Annotated in this window: 18 protein-coding genes; 12 read left to right on the plus strand and 6 right to left on the minus strand. The window is 69.5% G+C overall.

The window, feature by feature from the left end:
- Positions 1-18 precede the first annotated feature (18 nt).
- The 3 genes from treZ (at position 19) to C566_RS0107540 (ending at position 4,152) form a co-directional block, all read left to right on the plus strand.
- Complete coding sequence (gene treZ, locus C566_RS0107530) at positions 19-1,836, plus strand: malto-oligosyltrehalose trehalohydrolase (protein ID WP_018773717.1); 1,818 nt, start codon at positions 19-21, stop codon at positions 1,834-1,836.
- A 15-nt stretch (positions 1,837-1,851) separates the two neighbouring features.
- Positions 1,852-2,889 carry an L-glyceraldehyde 3-phosphate reductase gene (mgrA, locus tag C566_RS0107535; protein WP_018773718.1) on the plus strand — a complete coding sequence of 346 codons (1,038 nt, stop codon included), beginning with the start codon at positions 1,852-1,854 and terminating at the stop codon, positions 2,887-2,889.
- Between the two features lie 177 nt (positions 2,890-3,066).
- The gene (locus C566_RS0107540) at positions 3,067-4,152 is read left to right on the plus strand and encodes an inositol-3-phosphate synthase (protein ID WP_018773719.1); all 1,086 of its coding nucleotides are present in this window, start codon (positions 3,067-3,069) and stop codon (positions 4,150-4,152) included.
- Positions 4,153-4,237: 85 nt separating this feature from the next.
- Here the strand turns inward: C566_RS0107540 and C566_RS0107545 are convergent, their stop codons facing one another.
- The 3 genes from C566_RS0107545 to mshA all read right to left on the minus strand — a co-directional run bounded on the left by C566_RS0107545 (position 4,238) and on the right by mshA (position 8,348).
- Positions 4,238-5,155: a DUF559 domain-containing protein gene (locus C566_RS0107545; protein ID WP_018773720.1), complete on the minus strand. Its 918-nt coding sequence runs from the start codon at positions 5,153-5,155 to the stop codon at positions 4,238-4,240.
- Between the two features lie 134 nt (positions 5,156-5,289).
- Positions 5,290-7,002, minus strand: coding sequence for a formate--tetrahydrofolate ligase (locus tag C566_RS0107550; protein ID WP_018773721.1), 1,713 nt, complete (start codon positions 7,000-7,002; stop codon positions 5,290-5,292).
- A gap of 80 nt (positions 7,003-7,082) precedes the next feature.
- Complete coding sequence (mshA, locus tag C566_RS0107555) at positions 7,083-8,348, minus strand: D-inositol-3-phosphate glycosyltransferase (RefSeq protein ID WP_018773722.1); 1,266 nt, start codon at positions 8,346-8,348, stop codon at positions 7,083-7,085.
- Positions 8,349-8,475: 127 nt separating this feature from the next.
- On the opposite strand from mshA, the gene C566_RS0107560 reads away from it, so the two are divergent.
- Positions 8,476-9,003, plus strand: a complete 528-nt coding sequence (locus C566_RS0107560; RefSeq protein WP_018773723.1) for a GNAT family N-acetyltransferase — start codon at positions 8,476-8,478, stop codon at positions 9,001-9,003.
- A 61-nt stretch (positions 9,004-9,064) separates the two neighbouring features.
- On the opposite strand, the gene C566_RS0107565 is transcribed toward C566_RS0107560, so the two are convergent.
- On the minus strand, positions 9,065-10,510 hold the full coding sequence (locus tag C566_RS0107565) for a family 4 glycosyl hydrolase (protein WP_018773724.1): 1,446 nt from the start codon (positions 10,508-10,510) through the stop codon (positions 9,065-9,067).
- A gap of 104 nt (positions 10,511-10,614) precedes the next feature.
- On the opposite strand from C566_RS0107565, the gene C566_RS0107570 reads away from it, so the two are divergent.
- From C566_RS0107570 to tsaD, 6 genes are all read left to right on the plus strand, one after another.
- Complete coding sequence (locus tag C566_RS0107570) at positions 10,615-11,706, plus strand: carbohydrate kinase family protein (RefSeq protein WP_018773725.1); 1,092 nt, start codon at positions 10,615-10,617, stop codon at positions 11,704-11,706.
- A gap of 469 nt (positions 11,707-12,175) precedes the next feature.
- Positions 12,176-13,396 carry an alanine racemase gene (alr, locus tag C566_RS0107575; protein ID WP_018773726.1) on the plus strand — a complete coding sequence of 407 codons (1,221 nt, stop codon included), beginning with the start codon at positions 12,176-12,178 and terminating at the stop codon, positions 13,394-13,396.
- Complete coding sequence (tsaE, locus tag C566_RS0107580) at positions 13,393-14,058, plus strand: tRNA (adenosine(37)-N6)-threonylcarbamoyltransferase complex ATPase subunit type 1 TsaE (RefSeq protein WP_018773727.1); 666 nt, start codon at positions 13,393-13,395, stop codon at positions 14,056-14,058. Before alr ends, tsaE begins: the two co-directional genes overlap by 4 nt.
- Positions 14,058-14,729 (plus strand): tRNA (adenosine(37)-N6)-threonylcarbamoyltransferase complex dimerization subunit type 1 TsaB, encoded by a 672-nt coding sequence (gene tsaB, locus C566_RS0107585; protein WP_018773728.1) that lies wholly within the window; start codon positions 14,058-14,060, stop codon positions 14,727-14,729. Before tsaE ends, tsaB begins: the two co-directional genes overlap by 1 nt.
- Before the next feature lie 47 nt (positions 14,730-14,776).
- Positions 14,777-15,244 (plus strand): ribosomal protein S18-alanine N-acetyltransferase, encoded by a 468-nt coding sequence (gene rimI, locus C566_RS0107590; protein WP_051082277.1) that lies wholly within the window; start codon positions 14,777-14,779, stop codon positions 15,242-15,244.
- Positions 15,241-16,386 (plus strand): tRNA (adenosine(37)-N6)-threonylcarbamoyltransferase complex transferase subunit TsaD, encoded by a 1,146-nt coding sequence (gene tsaD, locus C566_RS0107595; RefSeq protein WP_018773730.1) that lies wholly within the window; start codon positions 15,241-15,243, stop codon positions 16,384-16,386. Before rimI ends, tsaD begins: the two co-directional genes overlap by 4 nt.
- Positions 16,387-16,456: 70 nt before the next feature.
- Here the strand turns inward: tsaD and C566_RS0107600 are convergent, their stop codons facing one another.
- A complete protein-coding gene (locus C566_RS0107600; protein WP_018773731.1) occupies positions 16,457-17,608 on the minus strand; it encodes a glutamate--cysteine ligase in 1,152 nt (383 codons plus the stop codon).
- A gap of 309 nt (positions 17,609-17,917) precedes the next feature.
- Here C566_RS0107600 and C566_RS0107605 point away from each other — a divergent pair, with 309 nt between their 5' ends.
- Complete coding sequence (locus C566_RS0107605) at positions 17,918-18,751, plus strand: shikimate 5-dehydrogenase (protein ID WP_269210538.1); 834 nt, start codon at positions 17,918-17,920, stop codon at positions 18,749-18,751.
- Positions 18,752-18,850: 99 nt separating this feature from the next.
- On the opposite strand, the gene C566_RS0107610 is transcribed toward C566_RS0107605, so the two are convergent.
- Complete coding sequence (locus tag C566_RS0107610; RefSeq protein ID WP_018773733.1) at positions 18,851-20,077, minus strand: class I SAM-dependent methyltransferase; 1,227 nt, start codon at positions 20,075-20,077, stop codon at positions 18,851-18,853.
- A 66-nt stretch (positions 20,078-20,143) separates the two neighbouring features.
- Here C566_RS0107610 and C566_RS21030 point away from each other — a divergent pair, with 66 nt between their 5' ends.
- Positions 20,144-20,578: a hypothetical protein gene (locus C566_RS21030; protein WP_018773734.1), complete on the plus strand. Its 435-nt coding sequence runs from the start codon at positions 20,144-20,146 to the stop codon at positions 20,576-20,578.
- The last annotated feature ends 942 nt before the right edge of the window (positions 20,579-21,520 follow it).

The raw sequence follows: 21,520 nt of genomic DNA on the forward strand, positions 1-21,520 counted from the left end.
GGGGAACGGAAGAATGCCATGACCTTGCCTGCACACGGAAGCGACCGCTTCGATCTCTGGGCACCGGAAGCCCAGGCGGTCACGCTCCTCGCTGACGGCCGGAAGTACGACATGACCCGCCGCGGCGCGGAGGCGCCCGGCTGGTGGACCGCCGCCGGGGCGCCCGCCGCCGGGGACGTGGACTACGGCTACCTGGTGGACGGGGATCCCACCCCGCTGCCGGACCCGCGCTCCCGCCGCCAGCCCGCGGGCGTGCACGCGCTCTCCCGCACGTTCGACGCCGGACGCCACCAGTGGGCCGACGGCCAGTGGGCGGGCCGGGAGCTCAAGGGCGCTGTCATTTACGAACTCCATGTGGGCACCTTCACGCCGGAGGGAACACTCGACGCCGCGGCAGGGAAGCTGGCGTACCTGGCGGAGCTGGGCATCGACTTCGTGGAGCTGCTGCCGGTCAACGGGTTCAACGGCACCCACAACTGGGGCTACGACGGTGTCCTCTGGTACGCCGTGCACGAAGGCTACGGCGGACCCGCCGCGTACCAGCGCTTCGTGGACGCCGCCCACGCCGCCGGCCTCGGCGTCATCCAGGACGTGGTCTACAACCACCTCGGCCCCAGCGGGAACTATCTTCCCCGGTTCGGGCCCTACCTGAAATCGGGGGAGGGCAACACCTGGGGCGACTCGGTCAACCTGGACGGCCCGGAATCGGACGAGGTGCGCCGCTACATCCTGGACAACGCCGCGATGTGGCTGCGGGACTACCACGTGGACGGCCTGCGGCTGGACGCCGTGCACGCCTTCAAGGACGAGCGCGCCGTGCACCTGCTGGAGGACTTCGGCGCCCTCGCCGACCAAATAGCCGCCGAGACCGGACGCCCGGCCACGATGATCGCGGAATCGGACCTGAACAACCCGCGCCTGCTCTACCCGCGGGACACCAACGGGTACGGGCTGGCCGGGCAGTGGAGCGATGACTTCCACCACGCCGTCCACGTCAACGTCAGCGGCGAAACCACCGGCTACTATGCCGACTTCGACTCGCTCGGGGCGCTGGCCAAGGTCCTGAAGCGCGGCTTCTTCCACGACGGCAGCTACTCCAGCTTCCGCGCCCGCCACCACGGCCGGCCCATCGACCCGGCCCAGGTCCACCCGGCCGCGCTGGTGGTGTGCAGCCAGAACCACGACCAGATCGGCAACCGGGCCGCCGGGGACAGGCTGTCCCAGACCCTGGGCTACGGGCCGCTCGCGCTCGCCGCCGTCGCCACCCTGACCTCGCCGTTCACGCCCATGCTGTTCATGGGCGAGGAATACGGGGCCACCACCCCGTGGCAGTTCTTCACCTCCCACCCGGAACCGGAGCTGGGCAAGGCGACGGCCGAGGGCCGGATCAGGGAGTTCGAGCGCATGGGCTGGGACCCCGCCGTCGTTCCCGATCCGCAGGATCCGGAGACCTTCACCCGGTCCAAGCTGGACTGGGCCGAGGCTTCCGGAGGCGACCACGCCCGCCTCCTGGAGCTGTACCGGGCACTCATCGCGCTGCGCCGCACCACGCCGGACCTGACTGAACCAGGCTTCGAGGACACCTCCGTCGACATCAGCGAGGACGAGGGCTGGCTGCTGCTGCGCCGCGGCAGCACCGAGGTGGCGATGAACTTTTCCGCCGAGGCGCGGCGGCTCCCGGTCCGAGGCGCGGCCCTCGCCCTGGCAACCGACGACGGCGTCCGGCTGGACCCGGCTTCCGGCGCGTCTGGCGGCGCGGAGCCCGCTGCCGGCGGCCCGCCGCCGGCCACACCGCTGCATCTACCCGGCCACAGCGCCGCGATACTCACCCACTAAGGCAGGATCTGACGTATGACATATTTGGCAGCTGACACCCGCTACGACTCCATGCCCTACCGCCGCGTGGGGCGCAGCGGCCTGAAACTCCCGGCCATCTCACTGGGCCTGTGGCACAACTTCGGCGACGACAAGCCGTTCGAAGTCCAGCGCGCCATCCTGCGCCGCGCCTTCGACCTCGGCGTCACCCACTTCGACCTCGCCAACAACTACGGCCCGCCCTACGGCAGCGCCGAGACCAACTTTGGCCGCCACTTCCAGGACGACTTCAAGCCGTACCGCGACGAACTGATCATCTCCAGCAAGGCCGGCTACGACATGTGGCCGGGCCCGTACGGCAACTTTGGCTCCCGCAAGTACCTGCTGGCCAGCCTGGACCAGTCGCTGGGCCGGATGGGCCTGGACTACGTGGACATCTTCTACAGCCACCGCCCGGACCCCGAAACGCCCATGGAAGAGACCATGGGCGCCCTGGACCAGGCCGTCCGCTCCGGCAAGGCGCTCTACGCCGGCATCTCCTCCTACACCCCGGAACAGACTCTCGAGGCCGCGGGGATCCTGAAGGAACTCGGCACGCCGCTGCTGATCCACCAGCCCAGCTACTCCATGCTCAACCGCTGGACCGAGAACGGCAGCCCCAACCTCTTCGAGGCGCTGGAGCAGGTGGGCGCGGGGTCGATCGCCTTCTCGCCGCTGGCGCAGGGCATGCTGACCGACCGCTACCTGAAGGGCATTCCGGCCGACTCCCGCGCCGCCCAGGACAAGTCCCTGGACCAAGGCATGATCACCGAGGACAAGCTGGACCGGATACGCGGGCTCAACCGGATCGCCGAAAGCCGCGGGCAGTCCCTCGCGCAGATGGCCATCGCCTGGATCCTGCGCGAGCAGGGCAAGGGCACCTCGGTCACGTCGGCGCTGGTCGGCGCGTCCAGCGTCCGGCAGCTCGAGGACACCCTGTCTGCGATCAACAACCTGGGTTTCACCGCCGATGAGGTCGACGCGATCGATGAATTCGCCGTCGAATCCGACATCAACCTGTGGGCGCAGAAGTAGAAAGCACCCGCGGTTACACAAGCGCCGGGGCCGCCGGGGAACAACCGCGGCCCCGGTGGCGTTGACTAGACTACTAAGGGCGCCTTACGGCGCCGTGTCCGCCTGCCGCCCGCACAACTGATGCAGTACACCAGAGTGCGGCCGCGCCGGTCACCCTTGTTTCTCAAAAGGAGTTCCGTGTCTTCACATCCGATTCGTGTTGCAATCGTCGGCGTAGGTAACTGCGCCGCTTCGCTGGTCCAGGGCGTCCAGTACTACAAAGACGCCGACCCCAAGGCCACGATCCCGGGCCTGATGCACGTGGAGTTCGGCCAGTACCACGTCGGCGACGTCCAGTTCGTTGCCGCCTTCGACGTCGACGGCAAGAAGGTGGGGCAGGACCTGTCCGACGCCATCCTGGCCAGCGAAAACAACACCATCAAGATCGCCGACGTCCCGCCGACCGGTGTCACCGTCCAGCGCGGCCACACCCTGGACGGCCTGGGCAAGTACTACCTCGAGACCATCGAGCAGTCCCCGGAGGAGCCGGTCGACGTCGTCCAGGCCCTCAAGGACGCCCAGGTTGACGTCATGGTCTGCTACCTGCCGGTCGGGTCCCAGCAGGCCGCCGAGTTCTACGCCCAGTGCGCGATCGATGCCGGCGTGGCGTTCGTCAACGCCCTGCCGGTGTTCCTGGCCGGCACCAAGGAGTGGGCGGACAAGTTCACCGCCGCGGGCGTGCCGATCGTGGGCGATGACATCAAGAGCCAGATCGGTGCCACCATCACGCACCGCGTCATGGCCAAGCTGTTCGAGGACCGCGGCGTCACCCTGGACCGCACCTACCAGCTGAACGTCGGCGGCAACATGGACTTCAAGAACATGCTTGAGCGCGACCGCCTGGAGTCCAAGAAGATCTCCAAGACCCAGGCCGTCACCTCCAACGTCGAGGCCGAGCTCGCCGCCAAGGACGTCCACATCGGCCCGTCCGACTACGTCCAGTGGCTCGATGACCGCAAGTGGGCCTTCGTCCGCCTCGAGGGCCGCAACTTCGGCGACGCCCCGGTGTCCCTGGAATACAAGCTCGAAGTCTGGGACTCGCCCAACTCAGCCGGCGTGATCATCGACGCCATCCGTGCCGCCAAGATCGGCCTGGACCGCGGCATCGGCGGCCCGCTGGTCTCGGCGTCGAGCTACTTCATGAAGTCCCCGCCGGAGCAGTTCAACGACGACCTCGCCCGTGAAAAGGTCGAGGCCTTCATCCGCGGCGACCTGGAGCGCTAACCGCCTTCCCCACCCCCGGTTGCCCTATCACTTACGGCTCCCAAACCTCTGGTTTGGCCGCTGCAAGTGATAGGGCAACCGGCGTTTAACGGGGACGAAAGGCGGACCGGACTCTTTGGGCCGCGCCACGGAAGTCATCCGCAAGATCGTCGGCGTTGAACTTGAAATACCGCCAGCCGGCCGTGTTGAACGATTCGTCGCGCCTGTTGTCCAGGGACTGCTGTTCGCGTGTCAGGTGGTGCCCGCCGTCGTACTGGATGGCCACCCGCTGCCGGCGGTAGCCGAGGTCAGCGGCGGGGGAGTAGGGGTCTTCCGGCACAATCCGGAGCTGCAACTCCGGCTCGGGCAAGCCGGCCGCGATCAGCGCCAGGCGCAGGAACGTCTCGGGGGCCGAGTCGGCACCGGGCCGGATGAGCGCCGTCGCCGCTCGTGCTTTCACGATCCCCTTGAGCTTTGGGTGCCGCGCCAGCATCGCCGTCAGCTGGGGAAGGGTGGCCCACGGCTCGGTGCGGCCCTCCAGTTCAGGGCGTGGCCGGCGCACGAGTTGGTCGCCCACTGCCACGAGATCATCCAGCGGCACGATGCGGGCAAGGTCCAGCCAGGTCCGGGCGGGTGTTGATATCCGGATGCCGTCCAGGACCATGAGCTCGTCGTCGAACGCAAGGACCGTGTGCCCGACCACGCCCTCACGCCGGACCGGCGGCAGGGCCCTGCGCTTGCTGAGATGCAGTTCGCGGCAGCCGCGGTACCAGGGCGGGAGCCACAGTCCCAGCAGGACGGCGGCCGTGAGGTGCGAAATCCACGCGCCCGGCGTCGCGGATGACAGGGCACGGGCCAGGCTTCGGAATTCAAATTCCCAGCCCGCCGGCACATGGATCAGCCGGCCCGCCGAGGTCAGGTCGGAGGAACGGAGCCGGGCACTGCCCAGGCTCGCGGCCCGCGCCTCATAGACCGTGAACGGGGCCGTGGAAAGGTGGGCCGGCAGGGGTGCTGGTGGGTGCATGCGGACCATTCTTGTCCGAACCCCGGGTCGCCGCTCCGGTTATCCACAGGCCCCCGTTGCGCTATCACTTGGAGCGGTCAAACCGCCGGAATGGCAGCCCAAAGTGATAGCGCAACAAGGGGGTGGGAGGGGCTTTAGAAGAGGCCGACGGGGTTGCCGGCGTCGTCGACGTCCATCCGCATCGCCGCGGGCACCTTGGGCAGGCCCGGCATGGTCATCACGGCGCCGGTGAGGGCCACGATGAAGCCAGCGCCGGTCTTGGGGATGAGGTCCCGGACGTGGATGGTGAAGCCCTTGGGCGCGCCGAGCCGGGTGGCGTCGTCGGTGAAGGAGTACTGGGTCTTCGCCATGCACACCGGCATCCCGGACCAGCCGTTCTTCTCGATCTCGACCAGCCGTTTGAGCGCCGGCACCGAGAAGTCCACGCCGTCGGCACCGTAGACCTCCTGCACGATGGTCCGGATCTTGTCCTCCACGGACATCTCCAGCGGGTACAGGTGCCGGAAGCCGTGCGGGGCATCGATCGCGGCGGCCACCTTCGCCGCGAGCTCGTCGCCGCCGTCGCCGCCACCGCCGCGGCCCCAGACATCGGCCACCGCGGCCTGGACCCCCTCCGCGGCGCACCACTGAAGCAGCCAGTCCAGCTCCTCGGTGGTGTCCGTGGAGAATTTGTTGACCGCCACGACCGGGATGATCCCGAACTTCTCGACGTTGCGGATGTGGCGCCGCAGATTGGCGACGCCGGCGGCCAGCGCCTCCACGTTGGGCTCCTTGAGCATGTCTTTCGGCACGCCGCCGTGCATCTTCAGCGCCCGAACGGTGGCCACGAGGACGACGGCGGACGGGGCGACGTCGGCCATGCGCGCCTTGATGTCCATGTACTTTTCGGCCCCGAGGTCCGCGCCGAACCCCGCCTCGGTGACGACGATGTCCGCAAGGCTGCGGGCCGTTTGCGTGGCGATGAGGGAGTTGCAGCCGTGGGCGATGTTGGCGAAGGGCCCGCCGTGCACCAGCGCCGGGGTGCCGGCGATGGTCTGCACGAGGTTGGGCTTGATCGCGTCCTTGAGCAGCATGGTCAGGGCGCCCTGGACGCCGAGCTCGGCCACGGTGACGGGCCGGCGGTCGTAGGTGTAGCCGAACGTGATCCGGCCCAGCCGGTCGCGCAAATCGTTCAGGTCCGTGGCGAGGCAGAACACGGCCATGATCTCCGAGGCCACGGTGATGTCGAAGCCATCCTGCCGCGGCGTGCCCTGGGCCGGCCCGCCGAGGCCGATCACGACCTCCCGGAGGGACCGGTCGTTCATGTCCAGGACGCGTTTGAACGTCATCCGGCGCGGATCGATGTTCAGCTCGTTGCCCTGGAAGATGTGGTTGTCCACGAGGGCCATGAGGGCATTGTTCGCCGAGGTGATGGCGTGGAAATCGCCGGTGAAGTGCAGGTTGATCTGGTCCATCGGCAGCACCTGGGAGTAGCCGCCGCCGGTCGCGCCGCCCTTCATCCCCAGGATGGGGCCGAGCGAGGGTTCGCGCAGCGCGATCATCACGCTGTGACCGGCCCGGGCCAGGGAATCCGCGAGCCCAACAGTCGTGGTGGACTTGCCTTCGCCGGCGGGGGTGGGCGACATCGCGGAGACCAGCACCACCTTGCCGGGCGCGCGCGCGGGGGCGCCCGCCGGAACGGTCAGCTTCGCCGGATCGATCTTGGCCTTGTAGGGTCCGTAGAGTTCCAGCGCGTCCGGGTTGATGCCGGCGGCCGCCGCAATCTCCCCGATCGGCTTCATGACTGCCCGCTGGGCAATTTCCAGGTCGCTGGGGACGGTGTTCCCGGCAGTGGTGGTCTCAGACATCGTTGTCCTTCGGCTCGTGGCGTCGGCGGGTTTGTCCCGGTCCGGTGTTGCCGGGCGGGGTTGGAGGGGGTGGATCCGGTTCAGGGTGTGTGGCCCACCGGGATGGTCAGGCTTCCAAAATACTGGCTCACGGCGGTGTGGTAGCTCTCCAGCGTAATCGCGGCGGTGCGCTGCCAGCCGAAATCCTGGGCATGGATCGCGGCGGCGCGCCCCATGTCGGTGCGCGTTTGGGCATCGTCGAAGAGCGACTCGAGGGCGTCCGCCCAGTCGCTGGCCTTGTGGCCCTCGATCAGCATCCCGGTCCGCCCGTCCTGGACGGCGCGGGAGAGGCCGCCGACTTTCGTGGCGAGGACCGGCGTCCCGCAGGCCTGCGCCTCCAGCGCCACAAGGCCAAAGGACTCGCTGTAGGAGGGCATCACCACGACGTCGGCGGACCGGTACCAGCCGGCCAGTTCCGGGGCGTTCACCGGCGGGTGGTGGGTGGCGACGTCGTCCATTCCGGCGGCGCTGATCAGCGTCTTGAGGTTGAAGTCCTTGGCGCCGCTGACGGCCCCCAGAATGGTCAGCTGCAGGTCGATGTCCGGGCGCCGGGAGCGCAGGAGCGCGGCCGCCTTGATCAGGATCTGCGGGCCCTTGAGCCGCTGGATCCGGCCCGCGAACAGCAGATGGAACTTGCCCGGGGCGATGCCGTGCTGGGCCCTGGCCCGGTTCCGGAAGGCCGGGGTGAAGACGGCCAGGTCCACGCCGGGCGGCGCGACGTCGATGCGGTCGATGTCGGCGTTGTAATGCGAGACCAGCTCGGCCGCTTCGGTGCCGGTGTTGGCGATCAGCCGGGTGGCGCCGTCGACAATCCGGTGCTCGCCGTCCTCGCGACGCCGCGGCTCGGGCTGTTCGCCGGACTCGAGCAGCTGGTTCTTGACCTTCGCCATCGTGTGCATGGTGTGGACGAGGGGCAGCCCCCACAGCTCCGCGAGCTCCAGCCCGGCCACCCCGGAAACCCAGTAGTGGGAATGGACGACGTCATAGCGGCCGTGCGGCTGGAGCTGGCGGATCCGGTTGATCTCGGCGACCATGCTGTGCAGCAGCCCCGGGAGCTCCTCCTTGGGCAGCTTCCGCGGCGGCCCGGCGAGGACGTTGTGCACGCACACGCCAGGGGACGGGTGTTCGACGGCGGGCTGAGTGGCCGAGGTGGACCGGGTGAAGATCTCCACTTCCACCCCGGTCTCGGCGAGGGCTGCGGCCAGCGCCCGGACGTATACGTTCATGCCGCCGGCGTCACCGGAGCCGGGCTGCTCCATGGGCGAGGTGTGAAGGGAAAGGAAGGCGACGCGGCGGATCAGCGACACGGTTCCCCTTTCCTCTGCCCATTTCTCTCTGCCAAATGCATGTCGATAAAACATTACTCCTGAAGTGCCGGCCGGTTCACGGGTCCGTTCGGTTCGCAGACCGGGGCGTGCTGCTAACGTGGCCGCTGTGAACACAACGACAGGACCGGAGCCCGCAGCCGGCTGGACCATCCGCGAGGCCCGCCCGGAGGACTGGCCGGGCATCTGGACGATCCTGGAACCTGTCATCCGTTCGGGGGAGACCTTCACCTGGGACCGGGACACAGGAGAGGCGGAGGCCCGCGGGCGCTGGTTCAAGCGGGCGCCGGGCCAGACGTTCGTCGCGGTTGCCTCCGACACGGGTGCGGTTCTTGGCACCGGCGAACTGCACCCCAACCAAGGCGGCGGCGGCAGCCACGTCGCCAACGCGGGCTACATGGTTCACCCGGCGCAGGCCGGCCGCGGACTGGCCCGGGCCCTGTGCGCCTATTCGCTCGACGCCGCCCGCGACGCCGGCTTCCGCGCCATGCAGTTCAACGCCGTCGTGGAAAGCAACGTCCGGGCCGTGGCCGCGTGGAAATCCATGGGCTTTGAGGTGCTCGCGACCATTCCCGAGGCGTTCAACCACCCTGAACTGGGCTACGTGGGCCTGCACGTGATGTACCGAAAGCTGTAGGGCTGCCGGCCCCGGTGCCGCGGGACGCTAGTGTCGGCAGGCCGCTGCTGCCGGCGGGCCGTTATGGGCCGCCGTGCCAGAGACGGCCCAGCTCCGGGAACGCCGCTTCATAGCTGGCCAACAGTTTGCCGGCGAGGACATCCGAATCCACGAGCGGATGCCTGGCGAACGCGGCGAGGGCCGCCTCCCGCCGGCCGGTCGTCGCCGCCTCCACCACGAGCCGTTCGACGTCCTTGACGCGCCGCAGCAGCTCCAGTTGCGCCGGTCCCGGACGGTCCTGCGGGACCGGCTCGGCGCCGTCGGGCGTCACCCGGCACGGAACTTCGACGACGGCGTCGGCCGGCAGCCCCGGGACAGCCGGTACCGCCTGCTCCGCCTGCGCTCCGGACCCGGCGGTGGACCCGGCGCCGGCCGCTTCCGGGCCCGCGGACCCGGCGGTGGTGACGGTGTTGCGCGTATTCAGGATCAGGTCCGCCGCGCCGCCGCCGGAGAGGGCGCGCATGGCCGCCAGCGCCACCCGCTCGTAGCCGCCGCCGGCGAGGTCGGTCTCGTCGCGGCGTTCGCCCGAGACGCGGGCCTCCGCGAGGTATCCCTCCTCGCGGGACCGGCGGGCGGCCTCCCACAGCGCAAAGGCCTCCGGCCCGGCGGCAGCCAGCAGGGGATACAGTTCGGCCTGCTGCCGGGCGATGGATTCCCCCCGGGTCTGCCCTGCGGCGCGCATGCCGGCCACCGCCCGAACGGTGTCGTAGTAGTAGAACAGATATTCATTCGGCAGGCAGCCAAGGCCGGCCAGCAACCCGGGCGGGAACAGTCGGCCTTCCTCGAATTCCGACAGCGCCGCAGGGTTCGCGAGCAGTGCCGGGAGGGCGTCCCGGCCCCCGGCCCCCAGCCGGTACAGCCAGCCGAGGTGGTTCAGGCCGTAGTAGCCCACGCCGTCGAGCGTGCCCTCCGGCAACGCGACGCCGGCGGCCCGCGCCGCGCGGTGCACCAGACCGCTGGCGGAGTCGCAAATCCCGATCACCCTGGGACCGAGCACCGGGAGCAGGGCCTCCGTGACCATGCCGGCGGGGTTGGTGAAGTTCAGCAGCCACGCCCCGGGGCAGCGGCTCCGCATTTGCTCCGCGAGCCGCAGCATCGGCGGAATGGAGCGCAGCGCGTAGGAGATCCCGCCGGCGCCGGTGGTTTCCTGGCCCAGGAGGCCGAGGTCCAGGGCGATCCGTTCGTCGGCGGTCCGCCCGGCGGTGCCGCCGGGCCGGATGGCCGCGAAGACCATGTCGGCGCCGTCGAGGGCCTCGGGGAGCGAGGACACGGCGCGGATCTGCGGGCCGGAACCCGGCGGGCCCTGCCGGGCGAGGGAGGCCAGGACCGCCTCGATGGCCGCCAGCCTGGCGGGGTCGACGTCGTAGAGCACCAGCTCCCGCACCAGCCCCGCGAAAGGCCCGGCAGAGAGCGCCCGGTAGACCAGGGGGACGCGGAAGCCGCCCCCGCCGGCGATCGTGAGCCGCATGCGGACAGTCTATTCCCCGCCGCATTTTCCGCCGGCCGGGGCGCCGGCCGTGGCGCCGCTTCCCCTGGTTTCCCTCGACGGCGGTACAGCGTAGTGTGCCGTATATGGACGCGACCCCGGCGCGGCGATTTGATCCGCTCTCTGCCGTCCGCAGCCCGGCCGCGGACGGGTTCGACCTGCTCCTGACCGGGACGGTGTTCCAAGACATCATCTTCACCGGGCTGCCCCACGCGCCGCAGCCCGGCACGGAAATCTGGAGCGACGGGATGGGCAGCTGCCCCGGGGGCGTCGCCAACCAGGCCATTGCCGCCTCCCGGCTGGGACTGCGGACCGGTCTTGCCGCCGTGTTCGGCGATGACGGCTACGGTGACTACAACTGGAAGATCCTCGCCGCCCAGGAACACGTGGACCTGTCCCTGTCCCGGCGTGTTCCGGGCTGGCATTCTCCGGTCACAGTGTCCTTGAGCGTGGAAAAGGACCGGTCCATGGTGACGCACGGGCACCCGGCGCCGGTGACCTCCACCGAGCTGGTCGGATGCCCGCCGCCGGCGCTCGCAGCCGTTGCGGAGCTGGGGGAGGAACTCGAACCGTGGGCTGTCGACGCGCACAAGAACGGCGTCCAACTGTTCGGCGACGTCGGCTGGGACCCCACCGGCGCATGGTCTTCGACCCGGCTGGAAAACCTGAAGTATTTCCACGCCTTTATGCCGAACCAGCACGAGGCCATGAACTTCACGGGCTGCGACGACCCTTGGTCCGCCCTGTACTCGCTCGCGGACCGGGTTCCGGTGGCGGTGGTCACCCTCGGCGCCCAGGGATCCATGGCCGTGGATTCGGAAACGGGGGAGGAGGAGTGGGTCCCGTCCCTGCCGGTCCGAGCCTACGACCCCACCGGCGCCGGTGACTGCTTCGGTGCGGCCTTCATTGTCGGCTCCCTGGCCGGCTGGCCGCTGGGAGACCGGCTCCGCTTCGCCAATCTGTGCGCCGCCCTGGCCGTCCAGGAGGTGGGCGGCTCGCTGGCCGCGCCCGGCTGGGGCGACATTGCCGACTGGTGGCAGCGGGCCAACGCCAGGAAGGAACGGCAAAGCAGCCAATGGCTTCGCCGCTACCGCTTCCTGGAGGAGATCGTGCGCGATGTCCCGCCCGAAGCCCAGCGGCGCGCGACGGCGACCATCGCCCACCTGTCCGACGCTTAGCCGGCGGGGCGGCCGGGGCTTTCGTGGCCGGCACGAGTGGACATGTCCCGTGGTGGGTGCCGGCCGGGTTCGTGGCACCAGTGGACATGTCCTCCGCTGGGGCCAGGGCTTGGACATGGACCCGTTCTGTGCGGCCTTGGGTGTGAAGATTGGGCATGTCCCACGGTGGGTGCCGGCCGGGTTCGTGGCACCAGTGGACATGTCCTCCGCTGGGGCCGGGGCTTGGACATGGACCCGTTCTGTGCGGCCTTGGGTGTGAAGATTGGGCATGTCCCTCGGTGGGTGCCGGCCGGGTTCGTGGCACCAGTGGACATGTCCTCCGCTGGGGCCGGGGCTTGGACATGGACCCGTTCTGCGCGGCTTTGAGCGTGAAGATTGGGCATGCCCCGCGGGGAGGAATGGGCATGTCCCGCGGTGGGCGGCCCCGGCCGATTATTCGGCCCGCAGCGCCCGCGCCTAGAATCGTTAGGTGACTTACCAAGCAGCAACAGGCGATCTCCTGCCCGGTTCGGCGGCAGTGCCGGCCCATGCTGAGGAGCGCTCAGCCGTAATCGACCTCGACGCCATCCGGCACAACGTCCGCCGCATCGCAGCCGTGGCCTCACCCGCGCAGGTCATGGCCGTGGTCAAGGCCGACGCCTACGGGCACGGCGCCGTCCAGGTGGCCCGGGCCGCCCTCGGCGCGGGGGCCAGCTGGCTGGGCGTCGCCCACATCTCCGAGGCCCTCACCCTGCGCGCCGCCGGGATCGAGGCGCCGCTGCTGGCCTGGCTGCACACCCCGGACAGCAACTTCGCCGCCGCGGTGGCCGCCGGCATCGACATCGGCTGCTCGGGCTGGGAACTGGACCGGATCGTGGCCGCGGCCCGCGAGCAGGAACGGCCCGCCCGCGTGCACCTGAAGGTCGACACCGGGCTCGGCCGCAACGGCGCCACCCTCGACGCTTGGGACAGCCTGGTCGGCGAGGCCATGGAACACCAGGACCAGGGCCTGCTCCGGGTCGTGGGGATCTTCTCCCACCTGGCCGTTGCCGACGAACCCGAACGGCCCGAAACCGACGAGCAGCTCGCCGCGTTCCGCCAGGTCCTCGCCGTCGCCCAGGACGCCGGCGTGGACCCCGAGGTCCGCCACCTCGCCAACACCCCGGCCACCCTTTCCCGGCCGGACACCCACTTTGACCTGGTCCGTGTGGGGCTGGGCCTGTATGGGCTGTCCCCCTTTGAAGGGCAGAGCCCGGCCGAGCTCGGGCTGCGCCCGGCCATGACGGTCCGCACGGTGGTCTCGCACTGCAAGGACGTGCCCGCCGGGCAGGGCGTTTCCTACGGGCTGAACTACCGCACGGACGGTGTCAGCACCCTCGGGCTCATCCCGCTGGGCTACGCCGACGGCGTCCCGCGCATCGCCACCGGTGGGCCCGTCCGGGTCGAGGGCACGAACTATCCGGTGGTGGGGCGCATCGCGATGGACCAGATGGTGATCGACCTCGGACCCCGCCACGTGGCGGCCGGAGGCCCGAGCATCCTCGGCGCCGAGGCGGTGCTGTTCGGCGACGGCGCCGACGGCGGACCCACGGCAGATGACTGGGCAAGGGCCGCCGGTACCAATAACTACGAGATCGTCACCAGGATCAGCCCGCGCGTGCCGCGCCGCTACCTGAACGAAGAGCCCTCCACCGGCGAAGAGCGGCCGTGAGCGGGCCCGCGTGGGAACGGAGCCTTGAGGTCCACACCGCGGCTCAGACGCATTCGCTCGCCGCGGCCCTCGGCGCCGTGCTGGAAACCGGAGATCTGCTGGTCCTGACCGGCGAACTGGGTGCCGGCAAGACCACGTTCACGCAGGGGCTGGGGGAGGGACTGGGAGTGCGGGCCGGCATCATTTCGCCGACCTTTGTCCTGGTGCGCATCCATCCCAACCTGCCCGAAGGACCCCGGCCGGGCGGACCGGACCTGGTGCATGTGGACGCCTACCGGCTGGAGTCGGCCGCTGAAATCGACGACATCGATCTGGAAAACACCATGGACAGCGCCGTGACGGTGGTCGAGTGGGGCCGCGGCCGGGTTGAGCACCTCAGCGACAGCCGGCTGGAGGTGGAACTCCACCGCACCCGCGGAGGTGCCGCCGCGCCCGCCGAAATGCACGCCGAAACGCCCGCCGCCGGTCCCGTTCTGGACTTCGACACGGACGACGACGACGAGCTGCGGACCGTCGTGATCCGCGGCTTCGGCCCGCGCTGGGCCGAAGCGCCGGCGCTGCCCGGCACCGCGGCGCTGCCCGAGACCACGCCCGGCGCCGAGCTGCCCGAGGCCACGCCCGGCGCCGAGCCCCTGCCCCAGACCCCGGAACGGAATCCCTGATGCTGATCCTCGCCATCGACACCTCAGCTGTCGCCAGCGCCGCCCTGGTCTCCGATGACGCACCGGAATCCGTGCTGGCCAGCTTCGCCACCGAGGACACGCGCACCCATGCGGAGGTCCTGGCCCCGGGAATCGACGGGCTCCTGGCCGAGGCCGGAGTCAGCGGGCGCGACGTCGACGCTATCGTCACCGGCGTCGGCCCCGGCCCGTTCACGGGACTGCGCTCCGGGATCGTCACGGCCCGCACCCTCGCGTTTGTCTGGGGCAAGCCGCTGTTCGGCGTCATGAGCCTGGACGCGATCGCCCTGGAAGTTGCCGAATCCACCGACTCGGCCGCGGAGTTCATTGTCGCCACCGATGCGCGCCGCAAGGAAGTGTACTGGGCCCGGTACACCCTCTCCGATGCCCAGCTGCCGCACCTGGAGGACGGCCCGCACGTGGGATTCGCCGCGGATCTGCCGGATCTGCCCGTCTACGGTGCCGGGGCAGGAATCTACTCCGACGTCGTCAAGGCGGTCGCCGAATTCAGCACCCGCCAGCCGGAGGCCCTCTCGCTGGGCCAGTTCGCACTTGCCCGGCTCTCCGCGGGGGAACAGCTCCTGGACTCCACCCCCCTGTACCTGCGCGAATCCGACGCCCAGGTGCCCGGACCTCGGAAGCGTGCCCTGTGAGCGCGGGGCGAGCCGTCCGGCTGCCCGGCGGGGTCACCCTGCGGGACATGGACGCCGCGGACATCCCCGCCGTCCACGCCCTGGAACGCCGGCTCTTTCCCGTGGATGCGTGGCCGCTGCAGATGTTCCACGACGAGCTGGCACAGGCGGATACCCGGCGCTACCTTGTGGCGGAGATCCACGGCGGGATCGTGGGCTATGCCGGGCTCATGTGCATCGAACCGATCTCGGACGTCCAGACCATCGCCGTGGTGCCCGAGCAGGAAGGCAAGGGCATCGGCTCGGCCCTCCTCACCGAGCTGATCGCGGAAAGTCGGCGCCGCCACGCTCAGGACGTGCTGCTCGAGGTCAGGGCGGACAACCCCCGGGCCCAGCAGCTCTACCTGCGCTTCGGCTTCGAACAGATCCACGTCAGGCCTCGCTACTACCGCGACGGCGTCGACGCCCTGATCATGCGGCTCCAGCTGCCCCGCGAACCGCTCAGCCCCCAGCCAACGGAAGCAGGCCGACCATGAACCGCACCCAGCCGCTCGTGCTCGGCATCGAGTCCTCCTGCGACGAAACCGGCGTCGGCATCGTCCGGGGGACCACCCTGCTGACGAACACCGTCTCGTCCTCCATGGACGAACACGTCCGCTTCGGCGGCGTGATCCCCGAGATCGCCTCCCGCGCCCACCTCGACGCATTCGTCCCCACCCTCGAGGAGGCTCTCGCGGAGGCGGACGTGACCCTCGCGGACATCGACGCGATCGCCGTCACCTCCGGGCCGGGCCTGGCGGGGGCCCTCATGGTGGGGGTCTGCGCGGCCAAGGCGCTCGCCGTCGCCACCGGCAAACCGCTCTACGCCATCAACCACCTGGTGGCGCATGTCGGCGTCGGGCTCCTGCAGCAGGGCGGCGGCGCAGTGAATCCGTTGGGCAACGCGACGCCGGTCGGCGCGCCGGAGCAAACCACTCAGCAGACCGCGCAGCCAACCCTGCCCGAGAACATGGGCGCGCTCCTGGTCTCCGGCGGCCACACCGAGATCCTGCGGATCCGGAGCATCACGGACGACGTCGAACTGCTGGGCTCCACGATCGACGACGCCGCCGGCGAAGCCTATGACAAGGTGGCGCGGCTCCTGGGCCTGGGCTACCCGGGCGGTCCGGCCATCGACAAGCTGGCGCGCACCGGCAACGCCAAGGCCATCCGGTTCCCGCGCGGGCTCACCCAGCCCAAGTACATGGGGACCGCCGAGGAACCCGGACCGCACCGCTACGACTGGTCCTTCAGCGGACTCAAGACCGCCGTCGCCCGCTGCGTGGAGCAGTTCGAGGCCCGCGGCGAGGAGGTCCCCGTCGCCGACATCGCCGCGGCCTTCCAGGAAGCCGTGGTGGATGTCATTACCTCCAAGGCGGTGCTCGCCTGCCGCGAGAACGGGATCACGGAGGTCCTCCTGGGTGGGGGCGTCGCCGCCAACTCGCGGCTGCGCCAGCTCACCGAACAACGCTGCAGTGCCGCCGGGATCCGGCTGACGGTGCCGCCGCTGCCGCTGTGCACGGACAACGGCGCCATGGTGGCGGCACTCGGCGCGCAACTGGTGATGGCCGGCGTGAAACCGAGCGGGATCGGCTTTGCGCCGGATTCCTCGATGCCGGTCACGACAGTCTCCGCCTGAGGCTGCGTCCGCCTGAAGCCAGGACGGCCTGCGGCGTCGTCCGCCTCCATGCTGGCTCTTGGCGCCGGAGCTAGGCGTCCGGGCCCTGGCGCATCTGCTTGACCAGGTCCAGGACGACGGCGCGCAGGTCCCCGCCGTGCTCGGCGGCGACGCGGCGCTGCCGCTGGTAGCCGGCGCCGCGCTCGATGATCTTCTCGACGTCGGCCAGTTCGGCGCTGCAGCCCAGCTTCGCCGCCACCGGCTCAAGCCGCTTGAGCGTCTCGCGCAGGTGCTCCGTCACGAGCTGTTCGTTGCCCGCGGCGTCGAGGATGATGATTGCGTCCAAGCCATAACGGGCCGCCCGCCATTTATTCTCCTGGACATGCCAGGGCGGCATGGTGGGTATGGTGCCGCCGTTGTCCAGCGTCGTGGAAAACTCGTCGACGAGGCACTGCGTCAGGGCGGCGATGGCGCCGACTTCCTCGAGCGTGGCCAGGCCGTCGCAGATGCGCATCTCGATGGTGCCGAAGTGCGGGACGGGCCGGATGTCCCAGCGGATCTCCGAGAGGGAATCGATCACGCCGGTGGTGAACATGTCCTGGGCGTACGCCTCGAAGTCCTCCCAGCTGGAGAACTGGAAAGGCAGCCCGGCGGTCGGCAGCTGCTGGAACATCAGCGCCCGCTGGGAGGCGTATCCGGTGTCCTCGCCGCCCCAGAAAGGGCTGGACGCGGAGAGCGCCTGGAAGTGCGGGAAGTAATTGACCAGGCCGTCCAGCACCGGAAGGACCTTGTCCCGGCTGTCGAGTCCGACGTGCACGTGGACGCCGTAAATGACCATCTGCCGGCCCCACCACTGGGTCCGGTCAATGAGCTTGGCGTAGCGTTCCTTGTCCGTGACGGGCTGCAGCTGGGGCGGGCTGAAGGGGTGGCTCCCGGCGCAAAAGATCTCCACACCCATCGGATCGGTCACGTCCCGGACCGCCGCGAGCGAGCTGCTCAGGTCCGCCTTGGCCTCCGCAACAGTGGTGCAGATGCCCGTGACGAGCTCCACGGTGTTCAGCAGCAGCTCCTGCTTGATGTGCGGGTGCTCGTCGTCCTCATTGAGTTCGGGATGCCGGGCAGCGACGCCGCGCAGCACCTGGTTCGCCACGGAGGCCAGCTCGCCGGTCTCGGCGTCGACGAGCGCCAGCTCCCATTCCACGCCTAGGGTCGACTGCCTGGATGAAGCGAACTCGATCTTCATGTGGTCCCTTCACTGTTTTGCTGTCCCTGGCCGTGGTCCTGGTGTGGAGATGCGCTGGCAAACACCCTCGGACATGCCCCTGGACGTGGCACCGGCGGTGTCACGTGCAATTTCCCACATACCAGGGCGCCGGCCGGGCGGCTGGCAGGGCTACGGGTGGTCCAAGTCTAGTGCAGGGCCGGCCCCGGGACGGTGTCAAAGTTGCCGCTGGTGCGTGAGTGTATTCACAACGTGGCTGGTCAGCGACGGCGCGGGCAGTCGCGCGGTGAGCCGCGGGTGGCCGGACCCATCCTGGCGTTTAATGGAGCTGTGCCCATACTGAACAAAGACATGACCCTGTGTATCTCGCTCTCGGCCCGGCCCAGCAACAACGGGACGCGCTTCCACAACCACCTGTACGAACAGCTGGGCCTGAACTGGATCTACAAGGCCTTTGCCCCCACCGACCTCGCCCAGGCGATCGCCGGGGTGCGCGGCCTCGGCATCCGCGGCTGCGCGGTGTCCATGCCTTACAAGGAGGACGTGATCGCCCTCGTTGACGTCATGGACCCGTCGGCGAAGGCCATCGACTCGGTCAACACCATCGTCAACGACGGCGGCCGGCTCACGGCCTACAACACCGACTACACCGCAATCGAGCAGCTCCTGCAGAGCAATGCGGTCCCCACGGACTACTCGGTGCTGGTCCTGGGCTCCGGCGGCATGGCCAAGGCCACCGTGGCCGCGCTGCGCGATGCCGGGTTCAAGGACGTGACCGTCGTGGCCCGCAACGAAGAATCCGGCCGCGCCCTGGCCGAACAGTACGGCTTCGCCTGGAGCGCCGAACTGGGCTCTGCGGCGTCCGGTAACGGCATGGCCGACATGCTGATCAACGTCACCCCTATCGGTATGGCAGGCGGCCCGGACGCCGCCGCGCTGCCCTTCCCGCAGGAGGCCATCGACGCCGCCAAGGTGGTGTTCGACGTCGTCGCGCTCCCCGCCGAGACGCCCCTCATCAAGGCCGGCCGCGCGGCCGGCAAGACCGTGATCACCGGAGCCGAGGTGGCCACGATCCAGGCGCTCGAGCAGTTCGTGCTGTACACCGGCGTCCGGCCGACCGACGAGCAAATCCGGGCCGCCGAGGAGTTCACGCGGGCCCAGTAACCCGGCCGCCCGGCCCCTTCCCTGGGATCCCGCTGGCGGGGCTAGCGCCCGGGGGATCCCGCTGGCGGGGCTAGCGCCCGGGGGATCCCGCTGGCGGGGCTAGACGGGCTCCACCGAGATGGCCACCCGGTCCTCGCCGATCCTGGTGAGGACCAGGGTGGCCGATTTCTTGTCCTTGTGCTTGGCGGCGCTGCCGCCGGGCAGGAGTTGCTTGCGCAACTCCTCCGGCGTGACAGCCGTGCCGCGTTTCTTGATGTCCAGGACCCCGATGCCTTGATCCTTGACCCAGGACTTGAGTGCCTTGACGTTGAACGGCATCACCTCCAGGACCCTGTACGCCCTGGCGAACGGGGTGTCATGCAGCTCCGGGGCGCAGATGTAGGCGATGTGCTCGTCCACGAGGTGCCCGCCCAGCTGGAGCGCGACGTCGGCCACCAGGCCGGCGCGGATCACCGCGCCGTCGGGCTCATACAGGTACCCCTCCACGGGGCCCACGGGCGCCACCGGGCCGGCACCGAAGTCCTCGCCGCTGGTGAGCTCAGCAGAGCCAAGGGGTCCGAGCACGAGGGCCGCGCGGCGCACCCCGGGACGCCGCACCGCGTTGAACCACAGGGCCACCTCGGTCACGTCCCCGCCCACGGAGACCCACTGCGCCTCGCAGCCGGCAGGCACGGAATCGTGCGGCATGCCCGGGCCCATCTTCACGCCGACGGCGCGGCCGGAGCCGGCGAGTGACTCCACGAAGGACAGCGGCGGGGAGAAATCCTCCGGATCCCAGATCCGCTTGGTTCCCGAAGTGGACGTCGTGCGCCGGGCGGGGTCGAGCCAGACGCCGTCGACCCCTTCGAGCGATACCGACGTGGCATCGGAATGCACCACGGTGGCATTGCGGAACGGGATCAGGTTCATCGTGGCGCAGGCGGCCGTGGCCTCGTCCTTTTCCACGGAGGTGACCACCAAGTCCAGGGACGCCAGGGCCATCGAATCCGCCCCGAGCCCGCAGCCGAGATCCGCGACGTGGCCGATCCCGGCCTCCGCGAACCGCTGCGCGTGCCTTGCCGCCACCGTGAGCCGGGTGGCCTGCTCCAGGCCGGCCTTGGTGAAAATCATCTGCCGGGCGAACTCGCCGAACTTCGCCTCGGCCTTGGTCCGCAGCCGGGACTGGGTGAGCACGGCCGAGACCATTTCGGGGGAGTGGCCGGCCTTGCGTAGCGCCGCCGTGAGGCGGAAGGCCTCGTCCTCGCGGTACGGCCCCAACGACGCCAGCAGCTCCCAGCCCTCGGGCGTGAGGATCGGGGCAATATGTTCCTGCGGTGCGTCAGTCATGCCATCCAGCGTAGTTGAGGTCCGCGGGCGCGCTGTGACCGGACGGCGGGGGCTAGGCTTGACGGCATGGAAGACAGCGGCACAGGCGACAGCATCTCAGCGGAAACGACAGGGCAGGACACGGCCGGGAACGACGACGCCGGGAAGGAGCGCCGGCGCCCGCAGGGGCTGGCCCGCTACGCAAAACCGGCGCTGATCGCCGGCGCGGTGATCGCTGTCGTGTCCGTCGCGCTTTTGGTGATCATTTTCTTCCTCGACTCCTTTAACGCCACCGTGTATTCCGTCGGCGGCAAGAACGTCCAGGACGCCACGGACGAGGCCCGGGCCATCCGCGACACCTATACCGCGGCCCGGCTCGGCGGCATCATCTTCCTCATCGCAGGGATCCTGCTGGCCGCCGCCGGTGCCGTGCTGATGTACCGGCACCGGAACGACGAAGGCCAGGACACGGACGAAGACGACGGCGAGGACGTGGACTTCGACGACCTCGCAGGCCAGTAGCCACCGAGTAGGCGCACGCGGGGGCCGCAGCGCGTGGGCCCAGCCCCCGCAAGGCCAAACGGTGCCACAGGCCACAGGACATGCCCAGCCTCCTGCGCCATGAATGGGCATGTCCTCCGGGGCAGCCCTGAACTGGTCCCCGGAAGCTGGACATGTCCTCCTGCGCAGCCCACGCCCGTTGCGCATGTCCATCGCTCAGCGCGGGCAGCGAACATGATGCCCAAGTGTCCTCCGGCAGCCACCAAGGTTGGGCATGTGCTCCCGGGCAGCCCGCACCCGCGGGGGTCCATCGCTCGGCTTCAGGAGTGGACATGTCCTCCTGGGCAGCCCGCACCCGTTACGCATGTCCATCGCTCAGGGCGGGCAGCGAGCATGATGCCCAAGTGTCCTCTGGTCGCAGCGAAAAAGGGGCATGTCCTCCCGGGCAGCCCTGAACTGGTCCCCGGAAGCTGGACATGTCCTCCCGGGCAGCCCACGCCCGTCGCACATGTCCATCGCTCAGCGCGGGCAGGGAATATGATGCCCAAGTGTCCATCGGCCGCAGCGAAAAATGGGCATGTCCTCCCGGGCAGCCCGCAACCGTTGGGCATGTCCATCGGCGTGGCCCACACCCGTTGGGCATGTCCTCCGGCGTGGCCCGCGCACGCTGGGCATGTCCATCGCTCAGCGCGGGCAGAGGTCATGATGCCCAAGTGTCCACCGGCCGCAGCGAAAAATGGGCATGTCCTCCTGGGCAGCCCGCGCACGCGGGGCATGTCCATCGCTCAGCGCGGGCACAGAACATGATGCCCAAGTGTCCACCGGCCGCAGCGAAAAATGGGCATGTCCCATGGGGAGACATGTTCACCCGGAACGAATTTCTGGCACTCGCCTTGACCGAGTGCTAACCATTTACATAGAGTCGTCATTAGCACTCTCCCTAGGAGGGTGCTAACACATGAA

The sequence above is a fragment of the Arthrobacter sp. 131MFCol6.1 genome, from assembly GCF_000374925.1.
Classification (GTDB): domain Bacteria; phylum Actinomycetota; class Actinomycetes; order Actinomycetales; family Micrococcaceae; genus Arthrobacter.